Annotated in this window: 21 protein-coding genes; 7 read left to right on the top strand and 14 right to left on the bottom strand. The window is 41.6% G+C overall.

Annotated elements, in window-relative coordinates; all coding sequences use genetic code 11:
• The 6 genes from R2B72_RS18620 to R2B72_RS03910 all read left to right on the top strand — a co-directional run.
• Window positions 1–106: zinc ribbon domain-containing protein (locus tag R2B72_RS18620; protein WP_412177793.1), on the top strand; the 106-nt coding region annotated here is incomplete at its 5' end.
• 103 nt (window positions 107–209) lie between these two features.
• Window positions 210–533 carry a hypothetical protein gene (locus R2B72_RS03930; protein WP_318614955.1) on the top strand — a complete coding sequence of 108 codons (324 nt, stop codon included), beginning with the start codon at window positions 210–212 and terminating at the stop codon, window positions 531–533.
• Window positions 534–596: 63 nt separating this feature from the next.
• Complete coding sequence (gene thiD / locus R2B72_RS03925) at window positions 597–1,430, top strand: bifunctional hydroxymethylpyrimidine kinase/phosphomethylpyrimidine kinase (protein WP_318614953.1); 834 nt, start codon at window positions 597–599, stop codon at window positions 1,428–1,430.
• Window positions 1,431–1,579: 149 nt separating this feature from the next.
• Window positions 1,580–1,930, top strand: coding sequence for a YojF family protein (locus tag R2B72_RS03920; protein WP_318614952.1), 351 nt, complete (start codon window positions 1,580–1,582; stop codon window positions 1,928–1,930).
• 10 nt (window positions 1,931–1,940) lie between these two features.
• Complete coding sequence (gene bshB2, locus R2B72_RS03915; protein WP_318614950.1) at window positions 1,941–2,627, top strand: bacillithiol biosynthesis deacetylase BshB2; 687 nt, start codon at window positions 1,941–1,943, stop codon at window positions 2,625–2,627.
• A 169-nt stretch (window positions 2,628–2,796) separates the two neighbouring features.
• Window positions 2,797–4,149 carry a YjiH family protein gene (locus R2B72_RS03910; RefSeq protein WP_318614949.1) on the top strand — a complete coding sequence of 451 codons (1,353 nt, stop codon included), beginning with the start codon at window positions 2,797–2,799 and terminating at the stop codon, window positions 4,147–4,149.
• Window positions 4,150–4,272: 123 nt separating this feature from the next.
• Here R2B72_RS03910 and R2B72_RS03905 read toward each other — a convergent pair whose 3' ends face one another.
• Window positions 4,273–5,217 (bottom strand): L-threonine 3-dehydrogenase, encoded by a 945-nt coding sequence (locus tag R2B72_RS03905; protein ID WP_318614947.1) that lies wholly within the window; start codon window positions 5,215–5,217, stop codon window positions 4,273–4,275.
• 196 nt (window positions 5,218–5,413) lie between these two features.
• Here R2B72_RS03905 and R2B72_RS03900 point away from each other — a divergent pair, with 196 nt between their 5' ends.
• Window positions 5,414–6,079 carry a hypothetical protein gene (locus R2B72_RS03900; protein WP_318614946.1) on the top strand — a complete coding sequence of 222 codons (666 nt, stop codon included), beginning with the start codon at window positions 5,414–5,416 and terminating at the stop codon, window positions 6,077–6,079.
• A gap of 75 nt (window positions 6,080–6,154) precedes the next feature.
• Here the strand turns inward: R2B72_RS03900 and R2B72_RS03895 are convergent, their stop codons facing one another.
• The 13 genes from R2B72_RS03895 to R2B72_RS03835 all read right to left on the bottom strand — a co-directional run bounded on the left by R2B72_RS03895 (window position 6,155) and on the right by R2B72_RS03835 (window position 23,011).
• Window positions 6,155–6,859, bottom strand: coding sequence for a DNA alkylation repair protein (locus R2B72_RS03895; protein ID WP_318614945.1), 705 nt, complete (start codon window positions 6,857–6,859; stop codon window positions 6,155–6,157).
• 62 nt (window positions 6,860–6,921) lie between these two features.
• Window positions 6,922–8,112: a glycine C-acetyltransferase gene (locus R2B72_RS03890; protein WP_318614944.1), complete on the bottom strand. Its 1,191-nt coding sequence runs from the start codon at window positions 8,110–8,112 to the stop codon at window positions 6,922–6,924.
• Between the two features lie 203 nt (window positions 8,113–8,315).
• A complete protein-coding gene (locus R2B72_RS03885; protein WP_318614942.1) occupies window positions 8,316–9,383 on the bottom strand; it encodes a hypothetical protein in 1,068 nt (355 codons plus the stop codon).
• 124 nt (window positions 9,384–9,507) lie between these two features.
• Entirely contained in the window at window positions 9,508–10,506 is a 999-nt protein-coding gene (locus R2B72_RS03880; protein ID WP_318614941.1) for a LacI family DNA-binding transcriptional regulator, read from the bottom strand.
• A gap of 17 nt (window positions 10,507–10,523) precedes the next feature.
• Window positions 10,524–12,188 (bottom strand): amylo-alpha-1,6-glucosidase, encoded by a 1,665-nt coding sequence (locus R2B72_RS03875; RefSeq protein WP_318614939.1) that lies wholly within the window; start codon window positions 12,186–12,188, stop codon window positions 10,524–10,526.
• 58 nt (window positions 12,189–12,246) lie between these two features.
• Window positions 12,247–15,303, bottom strand: coding sequence for a glycoside hydrolase family 2 TIM barrel-domain containing protein (locus tag R2B72_RS03870; RefSeq protein WP_318614938.1), 3,057 nt, complete (start codon window positions 15,301–15,303; stop codon window positions 12,247–12,249).
• Window positions 15,304–15,640: 337 nt separating this feature from the next.
• On the bottom strand, window positions 15,641–15,793 hold the full coding sequence (locus R2B72_RS03865) for a hypothetical protein (RefSeq protein WP_318614936.1): 153 nt from the start codon (window positions 15,791–15,793) through the stop codon (window positions 15,641–15,643).
• Between the two features lie 340 nt (window positions 15,794–16,133).
• Window positions 16,134–16,766, bottom strand: coding sequence for a YitT family protein (locus R2B72_RS03860; RefSeq protein WP_318614934.1), 633 nt, complete (start codon window positions 16,764–16,766; stop codon window positions 16,134–16,136).
• Window positions 16,767–16,869: 103 nt separating this feature from the next.
• The gene (ybaK, locus tag R2B72_RS03855; protein ID WP_318614932.1) at window positions 16,870–17,364 is read right to left on the bottom strand and encodes a Cys-tRNA(Pro) deacylase; all 495 of its coding nucleotides are present in this window, start codon (window positions 17,362–17,364) and stop codon (window positions 16,870–16,872) included.
• A gap of 62 nt (window positions 17,365–17,426) precedes the next feature.
• Window positions 17,427–18,029: a hypothetical protein gene (locus R2B72_RS03850; RefSeq protein WP_318614931.1), complete on the bottom strand. Its 603-nt coding sequence runs from the start codon at window positions 18,027–18,029 to the stop codon at window positions 17,427–17,429.
• A gap of 82 nt (window positions 18,030–18,111) precedes the next feature.
• Window positions 18,112–20,277 carry a DNA topoisomerase III gene (locus R2B72_RS03845; protein WP_318614930.1) on the bottom strand — a complete coding sequence of 722 codons (2,166 nt, stop codon included), beginning with the start codon at window positions 20,275–20,277 and terminating at the stop codon, window positions 18,112–18,114.
• A 145-nt stretch (window positions 20,278–20,422) separates the two neighbouring features.
• A complete protein-coding gene (locus R2B72_RS03840) occupies window positions 20,423–20,986 on the bottom strand; it encodes an NAD(P)H-dependent oxidoreductase (RefSeq protein WP_318614929.1) in 564 nt (187 codons plus the stop codon).
• A gap of 99 nt (window positions 20,987–21,085) precedes the next feature.
• Window positions 21,086–23,011, bottom strand: a complete 1,926-nt coding sequence (locus R2B72_RS03835; protein WP_318614928.1) for a sodium:proton antiporter — start codon at window positions 23,009–23,011, stop codon at window positions 21,086–21,088.
• Window positions 23,012–23,109 lie beyond the last annotated feature (98 nt).

Here is a 23,109-nt window from a genome sequence, read left to right as displayed (position 1 = left end):
ACGGACATTTTCCTGCGATAATTGCGATACGGTTCTTGACCGGGATTTTAATGCCAGTTTAAATTTGAAATACGCAAAAGAATACACGATTATCACACAACGATAACGTGTATATGTAGGGTGGGCTACATCCGAATTTACGCCTGTGGAGTGCTAAACCAACTGTAGTAGCGAGCAAGTGGCGAGGCGGGGTACGAAGAAGCAGGAAATTGTCTAGCGTAGAAGAACTTACACGTTTTTCTATGTTTTTAGTAGCAGTGATGCACATGGCCGATATGCAGTTACGAGAAAAAATAAAAAAGATAACCGCTGCCGCAAAACAGAACGACAGCATACCCGAACGCTCTAAAAATATTGGGCTCATTATTTTCCTCATTCTTTTTGGATGTGGCACCTTCGTTCTTTTTGCACTTGCTATCGGGCTGACGCTGAACGGACATTTCATAAGCGCGGTTGTGCTATTCCTAATTACAACGCTTCTTGTGTACTCCGTTGTAAAAATGATGACAGCCGAAGACATTCAACCTTTGTAATTTTTGATTTATTTGATAAGATACATTCATAGTTCATTCCAACTAAAAGGAGACTTCCACGTTATGTCATTGAAAAAAACGTTAACAATCGCAGGATCCGATACATCAGGCGGCGCTGGTATTCAGGCCGACTTAAAAACATTCCAGGAGCACGGCACATATGGCATGACAGCTGTTACGGTTGTTGTCACGATGGATCCAGATAACAACTGGTCACACGGCGTGTATTCATTGCCAGTTGATGTATTGAAAGCGCAAATTAAAACAGCTCTATCAACTGGGATTGACGCCATTAAAACAGGCATGCTGAGCACAGAAGAAATCATCCAAATCGCAGGCAACGCCATTGCGGAATCTGGTCTTGACCATGTTGTCGTCGACCCGGTTATGGTTTGTAAAGGTGAAGATGAAGTGCTGAATCCCGGGACAGTCAATGCAATGGTGGAATTCCTTCTGCCAAAAGCGGAAATTGTGACACCAAACTTGTTTGAAGCCGGACAACTTGCAGGTACAACAACACCAAAAACGATTGAAGAAATGAAAACAGTAGCTAGAAAAATTCATTCACTCGGCGCTCGTAATGTCGTCATCAAAGGTGGCAAACAGCTTGAGCATGATAAAGCAGTTGACCTATTCTACGATGGTACAACATTCACGTTGCTTGAAGCAGAAAAAACAGCAACACATTATAACCACGGCGCGGGCTGTACGTTTGCAGCAGCCATCACAGCAAATCTAGCCAATGGTCTAGCAGTGAACGAAGCTGTGTTGGAAGCAAAAAAATTCGTGTCCGCAGCAATTGCTAACGGTTGGAAACTAAATGACTACGTCGGTCCTGTTATGCACGGTGCAAAAAATCGTTTTGATGCACCGGAGATTACGACAACAGAAGTATAATGCATAAACGTAACGGCCGGGGAATGGTTTCTCGGTCGTTTTTTATTTACATATACCTCGTAGTGACTCAAGCCGCGTCAATCGCATTCAATACTTTTTTTCTATATACTAACTAAGAAGCACAGTACCAGTGTTAAGGAGGATTACTCATGGAAATAGTAAAACCCGATCATTTACAGGAACTCATTACTTCCTTCGCCAATAAAGATGTCTACATTCATCTCGAAACAACAAACGGCTCATACGCCTCCCATTTCAATGAAGGTTTTTTCAATGTGGGTGCATTTATTCGTAATGTCGTTGTTAAATTCGAACTAGGTAAAGTTGCCGGTGATGCGCCACATCGCATCGGTTTAAAACTGCCATCTGGCTGGATTTATGCGCAGGGCATCACGCATTATAAGCTTGACGAACATGGGCGTTTGCTAATGGCAGGCCTTGATCCAGAAGGAAAGCTTGCAGTCGCGCTTGAAATAAGCGAGACACCGTTCACATATTAAGGAGGCACTTTTGATGATAAAAAAAGAACGTCACGTACTTGTTGTATTACCCCATCCAGACGATGAAGCATTCGGCGTCTCTGGCACCATTGCATCTTACCGAGAGATGGACGTGCCCGTCACCTATGCCTGCTTAACACTTGGGGAGATGGGACGTAACTTTGGTAACCCACCATTCGCTAACCGTGAAACGTTGCCGCAAATTCGTAAAGGCGAACTTCAAAAAGCATGTGAAGCAATGGGACTCGACGACTTACGCATGATGGGCTTACGCGACAAGACCATTGAATTTGAAGATGATGAAAAAATGATTCAACTCGTAACCGATTTAATCGAAGAAACGAATCCTTCCCTAATCATTTCATTCTACCCGGGTCTGTCCGTCCATCCCGATCATGATGCTTCTGCCCGTGCAGTTATTCGTGCCGTGAGACGCATTGCTGAAACAGAGCGCCCTGTCGTTTATACGATTGCTTTTTCAAACAATACAGTTGAAGTACTTGGCCAACCCGATGTCATCCACGATGTGTCAGCAGTTTCCGCTAAAAAAATTGCTACACTGAATGCTCATGCATCGCAAACCGTTTGGATGATGAAGGAAATGGAACAGAAATTAGCAGCACAAGATCCCGAAGCGTTAAAATGGCTCAATAATGAGCGTTTCTATACGTACAATTGGGATCGGGATTTTGAATGACATAAGAGAAGAGGGGTTACAGTCTAGCGGACTGTAACTTTTTTTATAACAAAGAATAGACCGAAAAATAGAAATAGGATATACTCTATTTACAAAGGAAATGAAACAGGTTAGTATGTATAAATATTCATAGTATACATGGTGATTTGTTATAAACAGGGGGATGCATATGAAAAAGTTTTCTTTATCTACATGGTTTTATTTTCTGATTCCATCTATTCTAGGAATTATTCTGTTCATGATTCCAGTAAAATTCGGGGATGAGTGGAAAGTACCAATTGCTAAATTTGCCAACATTTTATCGGTAGCTCTCGAACCTGCCATGCCAATGACTGCAATGATTATTATTGTAATCGCTGCCATCGGCTCGTTGTTATTTTTATTTGTTAGGGCTGATCATGCCAAGCCATCATTTATGGTCAATTTATTCAAAGTAACACCATTTTGGACAGTGACTCGTATTATCGGTGCTATATTCGCAATCATGGTGACGTTCCAAGTTGGCCCAGAAGCGATTTGGAATGAAAATACAGGTGGACTCCTTCTCGCACCAGACGGGCTAGTGTCATTCCTATTCACGATTTTCTTGTTCGCAGGATTACTATTACCACTACTACTCAATTTCGGGTTACTTGAATTTTTCGGAACAATGATGGTAAAAGTCATGCGTCCCGTTTTCAAATTACCGGGTCGTTCTTCAATTGATGCATTAACATCATGGATTGGGGATGGAACGATCGGTGTTTTATTAACAAGTAAACAGTACGAAGAGGGCTTTTATACGAAAAAAGAAGCCGCGATTATCGGAACGACATTTTCGGTAGTTTCAATCACATTTTCGCTCGTTATTATTGATACAGTCGGCATGTCTGAGTACTTCCTGCCATTTTACGCAACCGTTGTGGTTACGGGATTGATTCTAGCATTTATTATGCCACGTCTTTATCCACTTGCCGGTAAAAATGATGAGTATATCGATGGCAGACCCTTTACAGGTGATGAAGAAAGATTACCTAAAGGCTATAACGTCGTGAGTCATGGGCTTGAAAAAGCACTTGAAACAGCTGATAAAAACCGTTCCCTTGGCAACGTTGTAAAAGATGGTATGAAAAACGTCTTCGATATGTGGATCGGCGTTGCTCCTGTCGTGATGGCGTTCGGTACGATTGCCCTAGTTCTTGCTGAATATACAAGTGTATTCACGATTTTAGGAAAGCCGTTCGAACCGATTTTATCCGTTCTTGGTATTCCAGAGGCACAAGCGGCTGCACAAACAATGGTTGTTGGGTTTGCGGACATGTTCTTGCCGGTTATTTTGGCTGATGGTGTGATTACGTCGCAATTGACACTATTCGTTATTGCAACAATTTCTGTTGTCCAGTTAATTTACATGTCAGAAGTCGGCGGATTAATTCTCGGATCAAAAATTCCGGTTAACTTCCTGGATCTACTTGTTATATTCCTATTGCGTACATTGATTGCATTGCCAATCGTCGCAGGTGTTGCCCATTTACTATTTTGATGAAATATGAAGGCCTCGCAACTTGTTGCGAGGCTTTTCTTTGCGCGCGGAAGCACTCTTTTTGCGTGCGGAGACACTTTCTTTGCGCAAAAAAACCGCAGAATCACTCCTGCGGTAATCACATCAAGCATTCAATTTCACTTTCAATTTCGCCAGCATATCCACCGTCATTTTATCCAAATCATAATCTGCTTTGAATCCCCATTCCTGGACAGCTGCTGATGGATCGATAGAATCCGGCCAGCTATCGGCAATCGCCTGGCGTACTGGATCGACATTGTAGTCCATTTCAAATGTTGGCATTTGCTTGCGAATGGAAGCGGCGATTTGCGACGGCTCAAAGCTCATTGCCGTTACGTTAAATGCGTTGCGATGAATCAATTTCGAAGAATCCGCTTCCATTAAACTAACAATTGCCTGCAATGCGTCGGGCATGTACATCATATCCATGTGAGTACCTTCGGCAATATACGATGTGTACTTCCCTTGTTCAAGCGCTTTGTAATAAATATCGACCGCATAATCCGTCGTTCCGCCACCTGGCTGCGCTACATACGAAATTAGCCCTGGGAATCGAACGCCGCGTGTATCCAGTCCAAATTTATGATAATAATAATCGCATAATAATTCACCCGCGACTTTATTGACACCATACATCGTTGTTGGGCGCTGTAAAGTATCCTGCGGAGTATCTACTTTTGGCGTCGAAGGACCAAATGCACCAATTGAACTCGGTGTGAAAAATTGCAAATCTAGTTCACGCGATACTTCAAGCGCGTTCATCAGCCCACCCATATTGAGATTCCATGCGAACAATGGCTGTTCCTCCGCTTTAGCTGACAATAATGCCGCCATATGCATCATCGTATCTGCACCGAAATCTTTTGCAAGCGCATGCATTTTAGCTGCATCTGTGACATCTAAAATTTCAAAAGGACCATCTGTCATTGAATCCGTACGTCGTATATCTGTCGCCAACACATTATCCGTGCCATATTCTGAACGAAGCTTTGTAATCAATTCTGAACCAATTTGACCAAGCGCTCCAGTTACCATGATTTTCTTCATATTAATTGCTCCTCACCTTTGAACATTTGTATTTTTGGGGAGTACACCGATATTTAATTTCCATTATTTCATTGATTCTATCGTGCCAACTCATTATAAAACGTTCTCACCGAAAAGACAATGCTGATTATTACGCGAGTAAATTTCTGGCGGATTTTTCTGGTATAATGAAAGAAAAACGCGAGGTGCCTATTGCATGCAAAAAAATAAATCTCCCATCCTTTCAAGAGTATTCAAACTCATTCTTCTCATTGCAAGCGTAACGCTCATCACAGTTGTGCTCCAGATCATTGGAGTACCTAAGTGGATAACCATTTTCATTATTCTTATGCTATATATATTGGTCATGGTTATCCGACCGATCTATATCATCTATCGCTCAAAGTCATTGCGCACAATTGACCGATACATCTCGAATAATCATCAAAAGCCAATCTTCGGGTATGCCTATGCGATGGCACACGGCAGCAAAGAGGATATCGAACAGACATTAAAAAGAATTATGAATACATATACACAACAAGATATGCGGGACATTTATGGTGCAAATCTTGCTTTATTCCAACGGAATCCATCTACTCTTTTAGCACATGCTAAAAAAATCACTGGGCAGGAATATCAAGATTATTATTCCGGCCATGCGTATGTCATGAATAACAACTTCGATGCAGCAAGTGAATCCCTCGCTAAATTACATACTCCTTGGATGGTTCATTCCTTGAAGGCGTACGCGGCACTTAAACGTGGGAACCAAGACGACTACCGTTCCGAGATGAATCAATCGATTAACAGTGCAGTCGGCATGCAACGCTACATATTGCATCACATAATGAGGCGTCATGACAACGGAGATTTTACATAAGCCCAACAGAAAAAGCCCACATAATGATGTGAGCTTTTTCTGTTTATAAAAGTATGTGCTTTTTTTCATTTTTCATTAGCAACGGAGCGTTTTCTTTTTCTTCGGCTCGCCGCGTGCCAGGACTTTCTCGATATAATCCGTTGCAATCGGCACTTTACATGCTGTATTTCCGACATCAACATGTACTTTGCCAACTGTCTCTGCGACACTTTTTGCTACATCACGAAGTTCCGGCACATAAGACCCAACGCAAATGATGAATTGATTCATGACATAACGGACTCGGTTCGGTGCTTGGTGGATTGTTTGTTGAACTTGTACAAGGAGTGAACGGATTTCATCCAAATCCAGCTCCTCGGCTCCTGCATACATGATGTAATTAGCGTATGTACTCCAACCTGCAACGGCAAGCATCTCCCGGTCAGCTGTCATCCATTCGCGCGCAAGTTTAAGTGCATATGGACTTTCACCTGCAACCCATCCGATTGTGTATTCTGCAACCGCATACCAGCTCGCCTTGTCAGCCCAACGCCTCAAATCATCTTCAGACAATAATTTAGGATTAACCGCAAGCCCCGCCAAATACATCGCATCATAATTACCCGTGTCATACAAACGTAACGCTAAATCTTGGTCTTTCTTTATATGCTTCAAAATTTTCTTCATATCGCCTACACGCACTCCGAAAAGTGGTTCTGCTGCACCATGATTCAAGAACGTTTTCTTCGTCTGTTCATCGCCATATGCCTCAAGCTCAGCCATCACTTCTTCAAACGTCATTTAAAGTTCTCCTTTACAATAAACCCCGGACAGCTTATTCGCCATCCAGGGTTCATTATTGATTAATTGATAACACCTAGCTCTTTACCTACTTTTTCGTAAACAGCAAGTGCTTCATCAAGCATTTCTTTCGTGTGAGCTGCAGTTGGCATATTACGAACGCGCCCTTTTCCTTTGGCAACTGTCGGGAAGATAATCGATTTTGCATAGACACCTTCTTCAGCCAAACGACTTGAAAATTGTTGCGTCAGCTTTTCTTCACCAATAATACATGGTGTAATCGGCGTCTCTGAAGCACCGATATTGAAGCCAAGCTTAGCGAGTCCTTCTTTTAAGTAGTTACCATTATCCCACAGCTTATCATGTAGCACTGTGGATTCTGTAATTTTATCGAGCGCACCCATAATTGCCGCAACATCTCCAGCAGGTAGTGCAGTCGAGAATAGGAACGGACGAGAACGTACTTTCAACCAATCGATGAGTTGCTGTGAACCCGCCACGTACCCGCCTACGACGCCGATCGCTTTCGACAACGTCCCAATTTGGAAATCAATTTCTTTTTCGAGACCGAAATGTTTCACAGTCCCTTTCCCTTGGCCTGTCACGCCTGAACCATGCGCATCATCCACATACGTGATCAAATCAAATTCTTTGGCGATTTTCACGATTTCCGGCAGATTGGCAATATTGCCATCCATCGAGAACACACCATCCGTAATATACATGACTTTTTCATACAAGCCTGACTCTGTCGCTTCCTTTGCTTTCGCTCGCAAATCATCCATATCTTGGTGCTTCAGGCGAATGATTTTCGCACCCGATAAACGGCAGCCATCAATGATAGAAGCATGATTCAATTCGTCTGATAGAATCGCATCTTTCTTACTCATGACAGCAGAAATTGCTGCCATATTACAGTTGAAGCCAGACTGATAAGAAATCGCTGCTTCTGTCCCTTTAAATGCCGCAAGCTTTTTTTCCAGCTCAATATGAATATCAAGTGTTCCGTTAATCGTACGAACTGCTCCTGCACCTACGCCGTATTTAGTCGTAGCGGCAATCGCTAGCTTTTTCAAATCTTCATCTGTTGCCAGTCCAAGATAATTATTAGATGATAAATTAATAAGATTTTTTCCTTTAATTTTAATAACCGGGCCATTCGGACCTTCGACAGGTTCGATTTCGTTGTATAAACCTTGATCGCGTAGATCTTTTAAATTTTCCTGTAAAAATGCATCGAGTACTTTTGACAAAATAATCTTCCTTTCAAACAAATGATGCTTTCATTTTATCACACGTTGGCCCAATTCGTTGATTAATGAGCATCCTATTTTCATTCAGAGGATTTTTAAGGGGAGCGCAACCTAAGTACGCGACGTCCTGAAAGTGCCTTAATTTCTGCAAAGAACACAGAAATACGGCAAATCGAACCCTTCGCTGTTCGATTCGTAATTGATTAAGGTAATTCCAATAACCCCTTGGATTTCGATTCAAATATCGCTGGCTTAATGGCCGAATCCATCGTCACTTTCATTCTATTTTCAGCTTGTGCATAGGCCTGCATATAACCTGTTGCATCTAGCATTTTTTCTTTATAAGCCTCGCTAATCAAACCGATCTCCTTCTCCGCTGCCGGATCTTCCTCGCACATCTGAACGATGTCTAGCAATTCATCTCCCGGGCGTTCGATGTCATAGATGTGTGGAGCTGTCGCATCAAGAAGACAGACCGATAATTCAGGTAGCTGAATAAGATCTATACTATTTGCATCCAATCCACACCAACCATAAAGAACATCAAATCCACGTTTTTCCGCTTCAGTTCCTAGCGCTTTCATTAGCGTCGATTTCCCTGTTCCAGGAAGCCCTTTAATGAGTATACGCCGCTCCAAGCCTTTCGTAATCGAAGGAATAAAATCTTGCGCCCCGCCAGACGTCAGTGAACCAATCAACCTGTGTGAAACAGTTGTTTTTTTATTCAACTTAATGGTTCCAAAAAGTTCTTCCTTCAACGACTTGATCAGGTTTTCATGTTGCTCCCACATCATTCGCTTAATGTTGACGGCTTCCCATTCATCATGAATTCCCTTGGCATCTTTCAAGGCTGCCAAGGCTTTTCGCAGCGCCGCTTCTGCCTCTACTAAACTTTCTACAACCAATCCGTTGCGTTCACGCAATTTTTCTTCATCATAAATATCGTAAAAGCTAATCACACGATGCCTTCCACCGATTTCCGCAGGTTCAAGAGCAACAGGGTGTGAGGCCTGGATGAAAAGCAGATTCGGGCCCTTTACATAAATTGCATCTGTTTTTTCTGGCTGTACCGGGTCCATAAACTTATCAACGTCAAATCCTCGCTTCACATAGTTCATCGAAATTTCATGCAAGATAGCTGACAGCATATTTGTCGGTGGGCATTTCAAAAAAACAGTTTCCGAAGCTACCGCAATCAGTTTATCGTATTTATGGGAAATTCCATGGCCTGTATAGGCTGTCCCCATGTATTGGGTTATCGTTCCGTACATGTCGACCATCCTTTCTTTACATACGATTAGCCTATGCACGGGCAACAAAAAAAAGCACGGCATCATTGCGCGCGCTTTAAATAACTACTTGTACATATTCACCTATGAAACTTGTGTCTCGTGATTACTCTTTCGCCTTCGTCGCACTTTCTCTTTTAATAAGCTTCGTATGAATAGTGATTTTTTTACATATTTCCCGTTTTGTTGCAATTCGCTCAAGTAGCAAGTCGACCGCGGATTCTCCCATGATTTCTGTGTACAGCTTCACCGTGGTTAGCGGAGGAAACATGTATTGCGCAGAGGAAACATCATTGAAACCGACAATACTGAGATCCTCTGGAATGTTAACACCTAGTTCGTGGGCTGCTTTGTAGCATCCTATTGCAATTGAATCATTTGCGACAAATAGAGCTGTTGGTTTTTCATTTTGGTTTAACATTTCCTTTAAAATCTGGTAGCCATCCTTTGGATTGTAGCCCCCGATTTTAACGAATTCTTCTTTAAAAATCCCTTTTTCCATCAAGTAGGCTTCAAAGACGTCTTGCCGTAAATCTTTGAATCGATTGCCAAACATATCAGTGTCAATGCCACCTATAAAGCCGATATTTTTATGACCTAAATCTACTAAATAGTTGAGCGCACTTTTCGTTGCCGAATTAAAATCAATCACCACTGCGTCAAAATGATTTTCATCAGGGTTTACATCTACAAACACAGTCGGTTTATCAAAGCTCTTAATCAGTTCGATATCTGCTTTTTTAAAAGTTCCGAGACAGATGATTCCATCTAATTTCGAAAGACTTTTTTTCGTGTCGTCTTTAGAAATTTTGACGTATCCCATCTCCATGCTTTTCAGATGTTTTTCTAGTGCTACACGAATCGAAAGATAATATGTATCCACCAGTTCTTCTTCAAGCGAAAAAGAATAGTAGAGTCCAATGCTCCCTTTCTTTTTCACTTTTTTAGGCTTCGAGGTGATGACATAGTTTAGTTCTTCTGCCGATTCGAAAACTCGCCTTCTTGTTTCAGGGGTCACATTGAGTGTCTCGTCATAATTTAACACGCGAGAAACCGTTGCCATAGAAACCTGTGCTAAATCTGCTATATCTTTAAGTGTCGCCATTTAACATACCTACTTTGCTATTTACTTGCGATTAACGATAGGAACACACTTGATGTCCAAGTAAAGGAAGTATCGACGAGCCCTTTTCCACTATGCGGATCAAAGTTTTCTGCCATACCGCCGACAAGTGTGAGATTTAGATATTTTTCTTTAATTCTTTCTCCAATCTCACTGTAACCAAAACTCTTTAATGAATCAATAAAAAGGTAAGTAACAGGGGCCCAAATCGGTCCAAGCCAGTAACCATTTTCCTTATACAATGGACTTGATGGCATTTCTGTTGCAAAGCCATACTTCGTTTCAAAGTTTTCCACAAGATCTTCTACAAGTAGATCCATGGTGTGTTTGTCTAAGCGATAGCCAATTATAACCGGTAAACGCAAAATCAAACTGGAGCGGATATCAATTTTCTCAGCATCTTTCCCAACACGTCCAAAGAAGCCTTGTTCATCATAAAGACGCTTCATTAATAAGTCGAAAAGTGCATCCGCTTTTTCCGCAAATTGCTTTGCATCTTCCTTTTCTCCAAGTAGATTAGCAAATTTCGTTAAAATATCATACGTTCGAATTAAAAAACTAGCAAGATCTGGTGCCTCGACCGGCATTCCACGATGGAACAAGGATGAATTATCCCAACCCGAGTCATTCCCGTGTTTATAATGCGGAAGTCTACCTTCGTACGTTCGGTATAAATCGAAGTAAAGCATTACTTTTTTGGTAGACTCATATACTTCTCGTAGACGACTTTCTTCCTTAAAGTAGTCATTCATGTCCATCAGTTTTTCATAAGCGTATGCAAAAACCGGCGGCTTAATGCAGTTATAAGATACAAATTTATCATTAACAAAGTCTGGATATGCTCCAGATTCGTCCTGCGTGTCCATAAAAATCTTTAGCTGAGAATAGGACAGCTCCGGATACTTCGCACCAATATGTAACGCGTTAAAGCAATTGTCCCAAGACCAAATGTTATACATCCAAAGCTTTGACATATACATAGCATAATTTTTTAATAATCCATCTGGGTGAACGATACTTGACCAAGTGATATACGCTGCCCGATCAATTGAAGCTTGGTATACTTCATTTTTCTCAGTATTATTTTCTACCCACTCCTGATAGAGCGTCTCAACCTTTTCTTTTCCTACTTGAAAGCTTGCATACTCTTTCGGCTTAAACACGGTACGATAGCTTTCAATGACAAAGTGACCATTACGCATGCGAATGTCGATATAATCATTGCCAATGACATTCCACGGTGCATCAACAGACATCTCACCCGAAAGCTTGCTAATCATCAGCTTTAATTCCTTCGGATAAATATGATATTCATACATGCCATCCTCATATTCGTGCAGCGTATCGTACTTCACTTTACTAGCTTGCAAACGAACTTCAACCCCGTTTGCCTCAATATGAAGTTCATCTTCTTCTGGAATAATGATTTCCGCATATTTTTCTGTATCTTGTACTAAATGAAAGCGCAAAGACGTTTCCGTAGCAGCGATATCAAATTGTTGTTCAATACCATCCTGTAACAGATCCAATTTAAATAATTTTGATGGTGCATCATCACCACCATGAACATCACGTATATAAATTTCCTGTGTACCCTTTTCCTTTAATACACAAAAATAAGAACCGAATCTAGAAAACGGAATTTCCTCAATATTTAACCTCACTGGGTTCTCCTCCTTTAGTCAAACAAAATAAGAAGCAGGGGGGGCCCCTGCTTACTTTTTAATGGATTGTGAAAAATTTACTTTCTTCTACTAAGCTACTCTTGTCTACTTTTCTAATTTCAAATTGAAGATGGAAGTCTTCAATGACAGTTCGATACGGAGGTAACTGTTCCTCACCACAACTATTACTTCCAACACCACTTTGCTTGTAATCAATCGTCAATACTGTAAATGGTGACTTTTTAATATTCCCGCGGTGCTTCGCCTCTTCAAGCGCACTTGTTTCGTAATCATGAATTGTAAAATCATATGTTTCTTTAAAATTAATCAAATAGCCTTGCTCATCATTTGCTACCGCCAGGAATGAAGTATCACAGCGTGAACCGTTTTCCTGCGGGTACACATAATCAGTATGCATGTCTTGAACAGTTTTGCTGTATAAGCCAATTGGCTGACTGCGTTTTGTATCCTGATACGATTCAGCATCACCGCGGCCATACCAGGTAACGTTGTTGTAATCCTCATTCAGATGCATCGTTACGCCAATTCGTGGCAGCATTTCCGGAATTTCATGACCTCGTAACACCTTTTCACCCTGTAAATCAATGTTCAGGGCACCATTTTTGGTCATACGATAGTGATATGTCAGATGGAAGCCCCATGCTTGATTCACGGTAGATAAAAACTTCGTGATTGTGACATCTACATAATCTGCTGTCACTTCGTGCGTCACTTCTGCTAATTGCTCCTTCGTATTTTTAAGGAAGTATTTATTCACCCAGTCATCCTTTTTGTACATATCATTGTCGATAATCGCTCTCCAAAGAGTAACTTCAGGTCCTTTGTTAATAATTTCTTTCCCTTCAGATTTGAACGATTCTAGTGTGCCATACACTGTAGAGAAAATAGCCTCGAACTGGTCGTTTTCAATTGTGAGCAGAGCGCCTTCATCCTTAATGACAAAGTCAGATCCTACTGAAGTGATAGAGCTTACTTCTTTTTCGATTTTCGTAGATGCTAATAAGAAGCTTTCTTTTGTAATCTCATGATTTTTTTCTGCATAGCGAGTCTCTTCCGTCTCTAGATAGCTTACATAGATACGAACATCGTCATGCTGGGCAGCTTTCGCTAGATCTACTGGCAGCTTAATATCTAACGATTCATGCGCTTTGATACTTGGTAATGTTATTTCTGTTTCTTCGATAAGTGTACCGAATGATTTTACTTCTATGCGAAGGGTCACGCCACTTAGGTTTCTAAAATCGTAAAGGTTTTTAATACGAATTTTCCCTTCAGCCACGTTTACTTCCTCCGTGACAATCGGTTCAATTACTTTTTTATATTCCCAAAGCCCTGGTGACGGTGTTCTATCCGGGAATACAAGCCCATCAATACAGAAGTTGCCGTTTGTCGGGAAATCGCCATAATCTCCGCCATATAAATAGTAAGTTTCACCTTTGTCGTTTGTCGTCTCAATTCCATGGTCACACCATTCCCAGATGAAGCCACCTTGCAATCTAGGATATTTTCTCATAAGTTGTTGATATTCCGTTAAACCCCCAGGACCAGTTCCCATTGCATGTCCATATTCACATAAAATATGAGGCTTCTTGCCTTCTGCATCCTTGCCGATTTCTTCAAGACGGTTTAAGCGTGTATACATCGTTGTGTAAACATCACTGTATGCCGCATTTCTATCTCCCTCATAATGAACTAATCGAGTAGAATCTATCGCCTTGATCGCATCGTACATAGCCGTAAAGTTTCTACCAGCGCCCGACTCATTCCCGAGTGACCACATGATAATACTTGGATGGTTACGATCTCTTTGCACCATACGTACTGCTCGATCTACATATTGCTTTTCCCATAGTTCATTATCAGAAATCCAATTGTAATTGCCGGTATTTTCAAAGCCATGACATTCAAGGTCTGCTTCATCAATGACGTAAAGACCATATTCATCACATAGATCGTAGAATACATCATTATTTGGATAGTGCGCTGTACGAACCGCATTGATATTGAACTGTTTCATCATTTTAATATCCTGAAGCATATCCTCGTAGTTGACTGTTCTACCTGTCTTCGGATGTGCGTCGTGGCGATTGACACCATTAAAGAATACACGTTTTCCATTGACTCGAATTTCATTGTCCACAACTTCAATCGCACGGAAACCTATGCGCAGTGGCACAATTTCCTTGTCGCCTAATATGTTGTACTCGAGGTGAAGTGTATATAGGTTTGGTTCCTCAGCATTCCATAGCAATGGCTTTTCCTGGATTTTACTCACTTCAAACTTCCCATCAATGACTTCAACGTCAAACTGGTCGACTTGTTTGTCATCATGATAAAGCGTAGCGACTACATCTGTTACTTGATCTGTTAAATATGCTCCGCTAATTTTCAATGTGAAATTCTCATAGTTTGCATCGGGAAGTGTGTCAACATGAACATCCCAAAGCGTCTCTTTGTTGATTTTAAACAGTTCAACACTTCTGAAAATACCAGAAAGCCACCACATGTCTTGGTCTTCTATATAAGTCCCATCAGAAAATTGGTAGACTCGAACAGTAAGACGATTACTCCCCACTTTTACGAATTCTGTAATATCGAATTCAGATGGTAATCTCGAAACTTTACTAAAACCAACATGCTGTCCGTTTATGTAAACATCGAATGCAGAATCGACGCCATTAAACTTTAAAATAAGTGCTTCACCATCTGCTAAGTCGGAAACGACAAGCTCTCTAAAATAGATGCCCGTTGGATTTTCCTGTGGTACAAACGGCGGATTGATGGCAAACGGATACAAAACATCTGTATAATGCATGTTTCCGTATCCTTTAATTTGCCAACTAGAAGGAACCTCCATATCGTCTAAACTTTCTATGCCGAAGTCTTCTTTTTCAAACCCTTTTGGTGACAGCTCAGGTGCATCTACAAATAAGAACTTCCAGACGCCATCTAGTAATGTATAGCCAATACTTTTTTCTTTAGTAAATGTTTGTGCGTTTTCTTTCGTTTCGTATCTATAAAAATCAGCATGAGCGGGAAGTCTATTGATACCCGTTATCCCGATATCTTCCCATCTTTTCATTTCGCGTCGCATTTTATCTTCCTCCATATAAAATTCTATGATGCTATTTTTAATTATTTAATCGACCCACTAATTCCTTCGACAATATATTTTTGTGCAATTAGGAACATAACAACTGGTGGAATAATCATGACCAATGTAATCGACATGATTGGTAAAATTTGAAGATCATGAATTCCTTTAAATGATGCTTTGTTGTAGTAAACAACATGCGTCGTGTACCCAACTGGTAATCCCAGAATTTTTCATCTGCTGAATTATAGTTCCACAGTGTTTCATAGAAATTGTCTTTGTACTCAGCGCCTTCTTTTTCAAGATAAGAATCCAATGGCTCTAGCGCATCCTTGTATTATGGGTAGTTCCAAATATAGATAATATCTGAAGCATCCTTTGCACCCATACCTGCTGTAATTTTCGTATCATATTCACTTCCATATGACTCCAAAACGACATGGATTTTCTCCTGTGATGCATTGAATTTGTCAATCATATCTTGTTGCAAGTTAACAGCATCGCCAACAACCCAAGTAGCAAAACGGAGTTTAACTTTACCATCTTTCGTAGTACCGCTTTCTCCCCACCTGATGAACTACAACCGAATAAAAGCAACATAGCTGCAAGAATTACAAAGAAAACTGATTTAAACTTTACAAACTTCATATATACCTTTTTTAAACATCTTCATTATATTTCACCTTTTACTAAAAGTAAATTATTTTTAGTTATTTTAGTAAAAGTCGAAGAGTTAAGAAAGAAGGTTTCGTTGTCCGTTACTTCATAAATAACTAAAAAGAGCTACCTCACAAAGTCATTTTTTGACTTTGCGAGGTAGCTCTTTTCAATTAAAACAAAACCTTCTCATCTTTTTCACCAATAATTTTCATCAAAACCTTTCGACTTTGAGGTAATGTATAGTGAACGATTTGCCCTAAAAATAACGCAATTAACACAGTACCGATACCAATTGGACCACCAAATAACCAACCGACAATCGCAACAGCAACTTCAAGTGTTGTCCGGACTTTCTTTATACTAGCTCCCGTCTTTTCAACAAGAACAAGCATCAGGCTATCACGCGGACCTGCACCAATATTAGGTGAAATATAAATACCAGCACCGTACCCCATCACAATAACACCTAGTATAAAAATTACCATTTGTGCGCCAAAGGCTGTAAAATCGGGTATTAACCAGTTAAATATGTCGATAAAAATACCAAGCAACAGCATATTAAGCCATGTACCAATTTGGGGCCACGCCTTCAATACGGCAGCTGTTGCAAGAATAATGATAAAGCCGGTAATGATTCCCCATGTCCCAATAGTCAAACCAAAATGCTGATATAATCCAACATGGAGCACATCCCAAGGTCCAATGCCCAATTGCTGTCCTTTAATGGTCATTGAAATCCCAAACGCCAATACGATTAATCCGATAAAATAAAATGTCCATCTCCATAGCAAAATCTTTTGCATACAAATCCTTCTCTCTACACGTCAAAGAACATTCGTGCTTGTTACACACGAACGTCAGATTTTCAATCTATTCATTGTAACACGTCATTATCTGATAGACATGTTAACTGTCTTTTACAATATCATAGAAAGCTGCGTCTGCTACACGTGCCAACTCTTTAGGAGCTAGCTTCATCTGTAACCCCACTTTTCCTGCACTCACAATTATCAAATCCAGATCTTGTGCAGAGTCATCTATGAACGTCGGATAATGCTTTTTCATACCAATTGCTGAACAACCTCCACGCATATAGCCCGTCTCTTTCGTTAAATCTTTTAAAGGCAGCATATCCAATTTTTTCACGCCAGCTACTCTTGCCGCTTTTTTCAAATCAAGCTCAAGCACAACTGGAACTAAAAAAACGAATAACTCCCGCGGACCCGCTATCGCTACTAGTGTTTTGAAGACACTCTCAGCTGCTTGGCCTGTTTTTTCCGCCACAGAAATACCGTCTAACAAGCCATCTGTCGCATCGTATCCCATAAGTTCATAGTGAATGCCTTCCCCTTCTATAATTCTCACTGCATTCGTCTTCGCCGCCCGATTTTGTTTTGCCACTTATCCATTTCTCCCTTCCCCAACAGAAAAGGCCACCTTGCTAGGTGGCCTTCCAATAGTAATTACGCAACTGCAGAAAACTTTGATTTATTCAGTTCGTAGCCATTTTTCCTGGCCTCCGCTTGGAAAGCATACGTTGAAATTGCTTGTTCAAAACGTTTTTGCATAATAAATGTTTCTCGATCAACGCCCGCTGGCAATTCAAAAGATTTTACTTTTCCCGTCTCGGCTGCTTGTCTAGCCATCGTTGTTTCAAATTCTGACTGCTCCAATTTTTGTAACGCAATTTGCGTTTCCATCTGCGCAATTTTCGCTGATGCTGTCGCTACAAGCTGATGATCAGCTGTTGTTGGTTCCGGCACAGAAACTGCATCTGTTCGCACATCTTGCCAAAGACCAATTGTTTCTTCTAGCGTCTTACCTATTGGAAGCACGACTTGCTCCATCTGTCCCGCACCAAGCTTTTGTAATTCTTTCGATCCCGGTTGAACAACTTGCGGCTCGTCCTTCCCGGTTAATAAAGCCTCAAGCTTTTCTAGTATTTTTTGGTTTTGTCCGTTATACTGCACAGTACGATCATAGGCGCTTTCAGCATTTTTACGCCGAATCGCATCATAACGTTGCAATTGATCACTTGCCGTTGCGAATGTCATTACAGCATTCATGCACCTTCACCTCCGTACAATCCATTCCCCTTATTATACACGCATTATTCTGCTAAATTAATCCTACTAAAGCTCCGAAAACTCACTTTTCAAATAGTTTCTTTAGCGCATCAGCCATTGCTGTATTTTCTGGTTCTTGTTGCTTATTCATGTACTTCTGAACATCACGCTTATCGGCTTTCTTACCGCCAGAATTCTCACGGCGTTTTTCAAATGCTGATAATTTCTCACGATGACCACATTTACATACGAAAATCTTGCCGTCACCTTCCCCGCGCAACTCCAATTTCTTTTTACAAACTGGGCATCTTGCGTTCGTAAGTGTCGAAACATTTTTACGATGTCCGCACTCCCGGTCCTGACAAACAAGCATCTTGCCACGCTTGCCATTCACTTCCAACAAAAGCTTACCGCAATCGGGACATGTTTTCCCTGTGACGTTATCATGCTTAAACTTTTTATCATCCGTTTTAATTTCTGTCACGGTCCGCTTTGAAAAGTCGATCATATTTTTCATGAATGCGGCTTTTTTCATCTGTCCATTGGCGATTTTTGTTAGCCCTTGCTCCCACTCCGCCGTCAGTGCCGGTGATTTCAAATCTTCGGGAACGAGATCCAGTAGCTGGCGACCTTTTGACGTTGTGTAAATATCATTGCCCTTTTTCTCCATCACGAATGAGTTAAATAACCGTTCGATGACATCGGCACGTGTAGCAACGGTTCCGAGGCCACCTGTTTCACCGATTGTTTTGATAAGCTCTTTGGATTCGCCTTGCATGAATTGTGCAGGGTTTTCCATTGCCGCAAGCAATGTCCCTTCATTAAAACGGGCAGGCGGCTTCGTTTGTCCATCTGTCATTACAATGGCACGAATACTCACCTCATCCCCTTTGTTAAATGAAGGGAGTGTATCTGTATCTATTTCTTCCTCATCTGTTGAATAAACCTTTTTCCAGCCTTCATCAGTAATTGCGCGACCTTTTACCTTGAACATTTCTCCGCCTACCACCAGTTCTGCTGTTACTTGGTCATAACGGAATGAACCAAAGAACACAGCCAAGAAACGTTTGACGATTAAATCATATAAACGCTGCTCTTTATCAGACAAACTTTGCAAAATCGGCGTTTCCTCTGTCGGAATAATCGCATGGTGATCCGACACGCGCTTGTCGTCAATCACACCTTTTTGCGGCTTGATGGTGCCCGAACGCAATAATGTATTCACGGCCTTACGATACGGTCCTATATCGACAGCTTTAATGCGCTCTTTCAGCGTACTTTCCATATCCGATGTCAAATGCTTGGAATCCGTACGTGGATACGTTACCGCTTTGTGGTGTTCATATAAGTTTTGCAATGTCGAAAGCGTCTCTTTCGCAGACCATGACCAACGACGATGCGCTTCTTTTTGCAGTTCCGTTAAATCAAATAAATGCGGTGCAGGCTGCGACTTCGGTGTCGTTTTTACATCCGTCACTTTGCCAGATTGAACCCCATCCAGCTTGCTCATCAATTTCTCAATCACTTCTTTATCAAACGACTGTGTTTGACCAGCCTTATCATGCCAAGTGAATTTTGCTGTTTCTGTCAATGCTTGCATACCATAAAAAGATTTCGGCTTGAAATCACGAATCTGTTTCTCTCGTTCCGCAATCATCGCAAGCGTCGGTGTCTGCACACGCCCCGTTGACAATTGTGCATTATATTTTACTGTCAGTGCGCGCGTCGCATTAATGCCGACAACCCAGTCCGCTTCCGCACGAGCAACCGCCGCTTCATATAAATTGTCGTAAGCACGACCGTCTTTCAAATTGTTAAAGCCATCTTTAATGGCCTTATCCGTAACCGAAGAAATCCATAACCTTTTGATAGGCTTACGAACTTTCGCCTGCTCCAAAATCCAGCGTGCCACAAGCTCTCCTTCACGTCCCGCATCTGTCGCGATAATGACGTCTTTGACATCATTTCGCTTGAGCTGTGCTTTCACCGCATTAAATTGCTTCGACGTTTGGCGAATCGGTACCAGCTTAAATGGCTCTGGAATAATCGGCAAATGCTCGAGCTTCCACTCCTTAAATTCATTGCCATAACCTTCTGGATCCACATGGGTCACGAGATGGCCTAGCGCCCATGTGACAATATAATTAGTGCCTTCAAGAAAGCCATTTCCTTTTTTATTGCAGCCGAGCACTCGCGCAATATCGCGTGCTACGGACGGCTTTTCAGCTAATACAAGTGATTTAGACATTGGTAAATCCCCTTTCTTCATAGATTGATTATATAGGAAAACAGGGTTGTTTGCTTGTTGCTCAACCTTTGGCTGTAAGCAACAAAAATCCCGTTGCCCCACTAACTTTCTACTTAGTGGGGCAACGGGATTCATTCACAGCTTATTATTTTTCATCCAATACATCTTTCGATAAATCCTGGCTCATTTCAGCATATTTTACAAAAACTCTTGCCAGCTCTCGCAAACGGTTATGCACGTCGTCATCGATAATGGTATTGTCCTTATCAAAATGGCTCGCATGTGTATAGACGTAGTTCGGTGTTACAAGACAACGGAAGTAATCTAGGATTGGCTTCAGTTGGTTTTCGATGACAAGATGGTGTTGGTATGTACCGCCATTTGCAACGATGGATACCGGTTTATAGCGCATTGTGTGCGGATGTAGCATGTCGAAAACATTTTTCAGTACGCCAGGAATTGACCCTTGGAAAATCGGTGACGCCATTATATAGCCGTCTGCCTCTTCGAACTTTTTGACAAGCTGTTGCATGTCATCATTGTATTCACTTAACGGACGTCCGTCGACAATTTGATGCTTGTAGTCTGCAAAATTCAAGTACTCTAGTTCATAGCCACAACCGGTTTCTTCAATATAACCTTTGACAGTTTCGAGAACAGCACCTGTTTTGCTGCCGATAATGGTCCCGTCCACAAACAAAACCTTCACTGATATTCACTCCTAATAACTAATGATCATAGTCCATCGTACCAAAGATCATGGTTGCTGACCCAAATATCGGCTCAAACAACCACTTCTCAATGAAACTTATTTTGCAGAAAGAGGGGCTTCACCTGGAATCATCGGCTTCTCCATTCTTTCATCCCCCATAAATTGCTCCTCTAGTTGCTCATAGAGAATAGTAGTTTCACCGTTTTCCTCCTCAAGTCGGTCTTTTACTCGTTCAATCATTTTTGCCGGGGAGGTCAAGGCAATTATGGCATCACCCGCGGAAGCCTGACGTTCGATTTCTGGTGTAAAAAATTCAATCATACCGTCCGCCCGAAGGATATAAAGAAGGATTGATTTATCATCCCGTTCACGTAAGTATTGCGTATAACTATACTGCTTCGTCAGCAATGTTTTTCGAATAACATGCCCTGCACTCATCCGTTCCTCAAGGTCATAGATGGAAACAGCAGGCGAAAACAGCATTTGCCCTCCAGTAATCGTAAACGACTCTACATCCCCTTCAACTTGAAAAGCTGTCTGGAATAAATAATCACTTCCGAGATCTGGTGCGAAGTCCGCACAAATATGCGCATTATACATATCAGTCTTCGTCATCGCAAGGATGTAGCGATACGGCGTCAAATCCGTATGGTATTCGACTTGCTCAGATAGAATATCTCCGACCAAACTGTTCAACCCTAGCTTTCGGGCATATGACAAGCCCGCCCATGATTGGTCAATTAGCAATACTTCATTCCCCGTTTCTTTCACTGATAGTGCCAATTCAGCCGCAAATCGGGTACCGCCTACAATGAGCACGCCGGATTCATCTGTTGTCGTAAGATTTAACTTTTTAGCTAGGAAACCAATCGAGAAACCATGCAGAACAACTGTTGAGAATACTAACGCGAACGTTAAAGCTGTTAACAATTCCGCATCTTCGTAGCCATTTTCAAGTAAAATCGTGGCAAAATAACCGGACACCGTCAGGGCCACAATCCCCCGTGGTGCAATCCATGCGATGAGATGCTTTTCACGATTATTCAACTCTGTACCCATTGTTGAAATCCAAATCGACAATGGTCGGACAACAAACAGCATCGCCAAGACGTATAGAATGATATGTGGATTAAAGATTTCAATTAAGACTTGCGGATTAAGTGATGCCGTCAACATGACGAAAATCCCCGAAATTAGCAGTACAGATATATTTTCCTTGAAATGACGGATGTCATTTAACGTTGTCAAACGCATATTAGCCATTGTCATACCCATCGCAGTAACTGCAAGCAGCCCGGTTTCATGCATAATTTCATCTGCAAAAACGAATGTGAAAATGACGAGTGCAAAGAGTACTGGTGCCTTTAAAAATTCAGGTATGCTCCCTCGTTCAAAGGCATTGCCTACGATGCGCGCAACGCCCCAACCTAAAACAATGGCAAAAGCCGATGCTGCAAAGAATAACAGCAATGCCGTCAATGTTGCTTCCTTATTTAAAAACTTAATGAACTCGAACGCAAATACGGCAAGCAATGCACCGAACGGATCGACAACAATTCCTTCCCACTTCAAAATAGCTGCCGGGCGTGGCTTTAGCTTCGCCTGTCTTAACAACGGCAAAATTACCGTAGGACCCGTCACAATGAACAGGCCCCCGATAATAAAGGCAACCGCCCACGATAGCCCCGCCAAATAATGCGCCGCAAGTGACCCCGCAATCCATGCAATGAACGCACCAACTGTGACGATGCGTGCAACCGGCTTACTAAACCCCTTAATTTCTTTAAAATCAAGATTCAAACTACCCTCGAACAAAATAATCGCGACGGCAAACGTTATAATAGGACTAAAAAGATCCCCCATACTCTCTTTCGGGTTAATTAAACCAAAGATTGGCCCGACCAATAACCCCGCAACCGACATCACAACAATCGCCGGCATCCGGAACCGCCATGCCACCCATTGCGATAATATCCCAATAAGAACAACCAACATGAGATCAAACAGTAGTGAATCAAACATTGACATCACCCCATTATCGAAGTATTAACTAAATTTAAATAATGCAAGTTTACCATAATTTTAGTTTCAATCCACGTGATTTGGATGGATTATTGAGA

This window comes from Sporosarcina sp. YIM B06819, from assembly GCF_033485175.1.
Classification (GTDB): Bacteria; Bacillota; Bacilli; order Bacillales_A; family Planococcaceae; genus Sporosarcina.
This window is presented reverse-complemented; position numbering and strand designations above follow the sequence as displayed.

Coding starts and splice junctions, on each gene's coding strand:
- thiD (WP_318614953.1), top strand. CDS start 597: ATGTCATTGAAAAAAACGTTAACAATCGCAGGATCCGATACATCAGGC.
- R2B72_RS03905 (WP_318614947.1), bottom strand. CDS start 5,217: ATGAAGAAAATCATGGTAACTGGAGCGCTTGGTCAAATTGGTTCAGAA.
- R2B72_RS03870 (WP_318614938.1), bottom strand. CDS start 15,303: ATGCGACGCGAAATGAAAAGATGGGAAGATATCGGGATAACGGGTATC.
- R2B72_RS03895 (WP_318614945.1), bottom strand. CDS start 6,859: ATGACGTTTGAAGAAGTGATGGCTGAGCTTGAGGCATATGGCGATGAA.
- R2B72_RS03910 (WP_318614949.1), top strand. CDS start 2,797: ATGAAAAAGTTTTCTTTATCTACATGGTTTTATTTTCTGATTCCATCT.
- R2B72_RS03900 (WP_318614946.1), top strand. CDS start 5,414: ATGCAAAAAAATAAATCTCCCATCCTTTCAAGAGTATTCAAACTCATT.
- R2B72_RS03885 (WP_318614942.1), bottom strand. CDS start 9,383: ATGTACGGAACGATAACCCAATACATGGGGACAGCCTATACAGGCCAT.
- R2B72_RS03920 (WP_318614952.1), top strand. CDS start 1,580: ATGGAAATAGTAAAACCCGATCATTTACAGGAACTCATTACTTCCTTC.
- R2B72_RS03880 (WP_318614941.1), bottom strand. CDS start 10,506: ATGGCGACACTTAAAGATATAGCAGATTTAGCACAGGTTTCTATGGCA.
- R2B72_RS03850 (WP_318614931.1), bottom strand. CDS start 18,029: ATGAATGCTGTAATGACATTCGCAACGGCAAGTGATCAATTGCAACGT.
- R2B72_RS03845 (WP_318614930.1), bottom strand. CDS start 20,277: ATGTCTAAATCACTTGTATTAGCTGAAAAGCCGTCCGTAGCACGCGAT.
- R2B72_RS03835 (WP_318614928.1), bottom strand. CDS start 23,011: ATGTTTGATTCACTACTGTTTGATCTCATGTTGGTTGTTCTTATTGGG.
- R2B72_RS03860 (WP_318614934.1), bottom strand. CDS start 16,766: ATGCAAAAGATTTTGCTATGGAGATGGACATTTTATTTTATCGGATTA.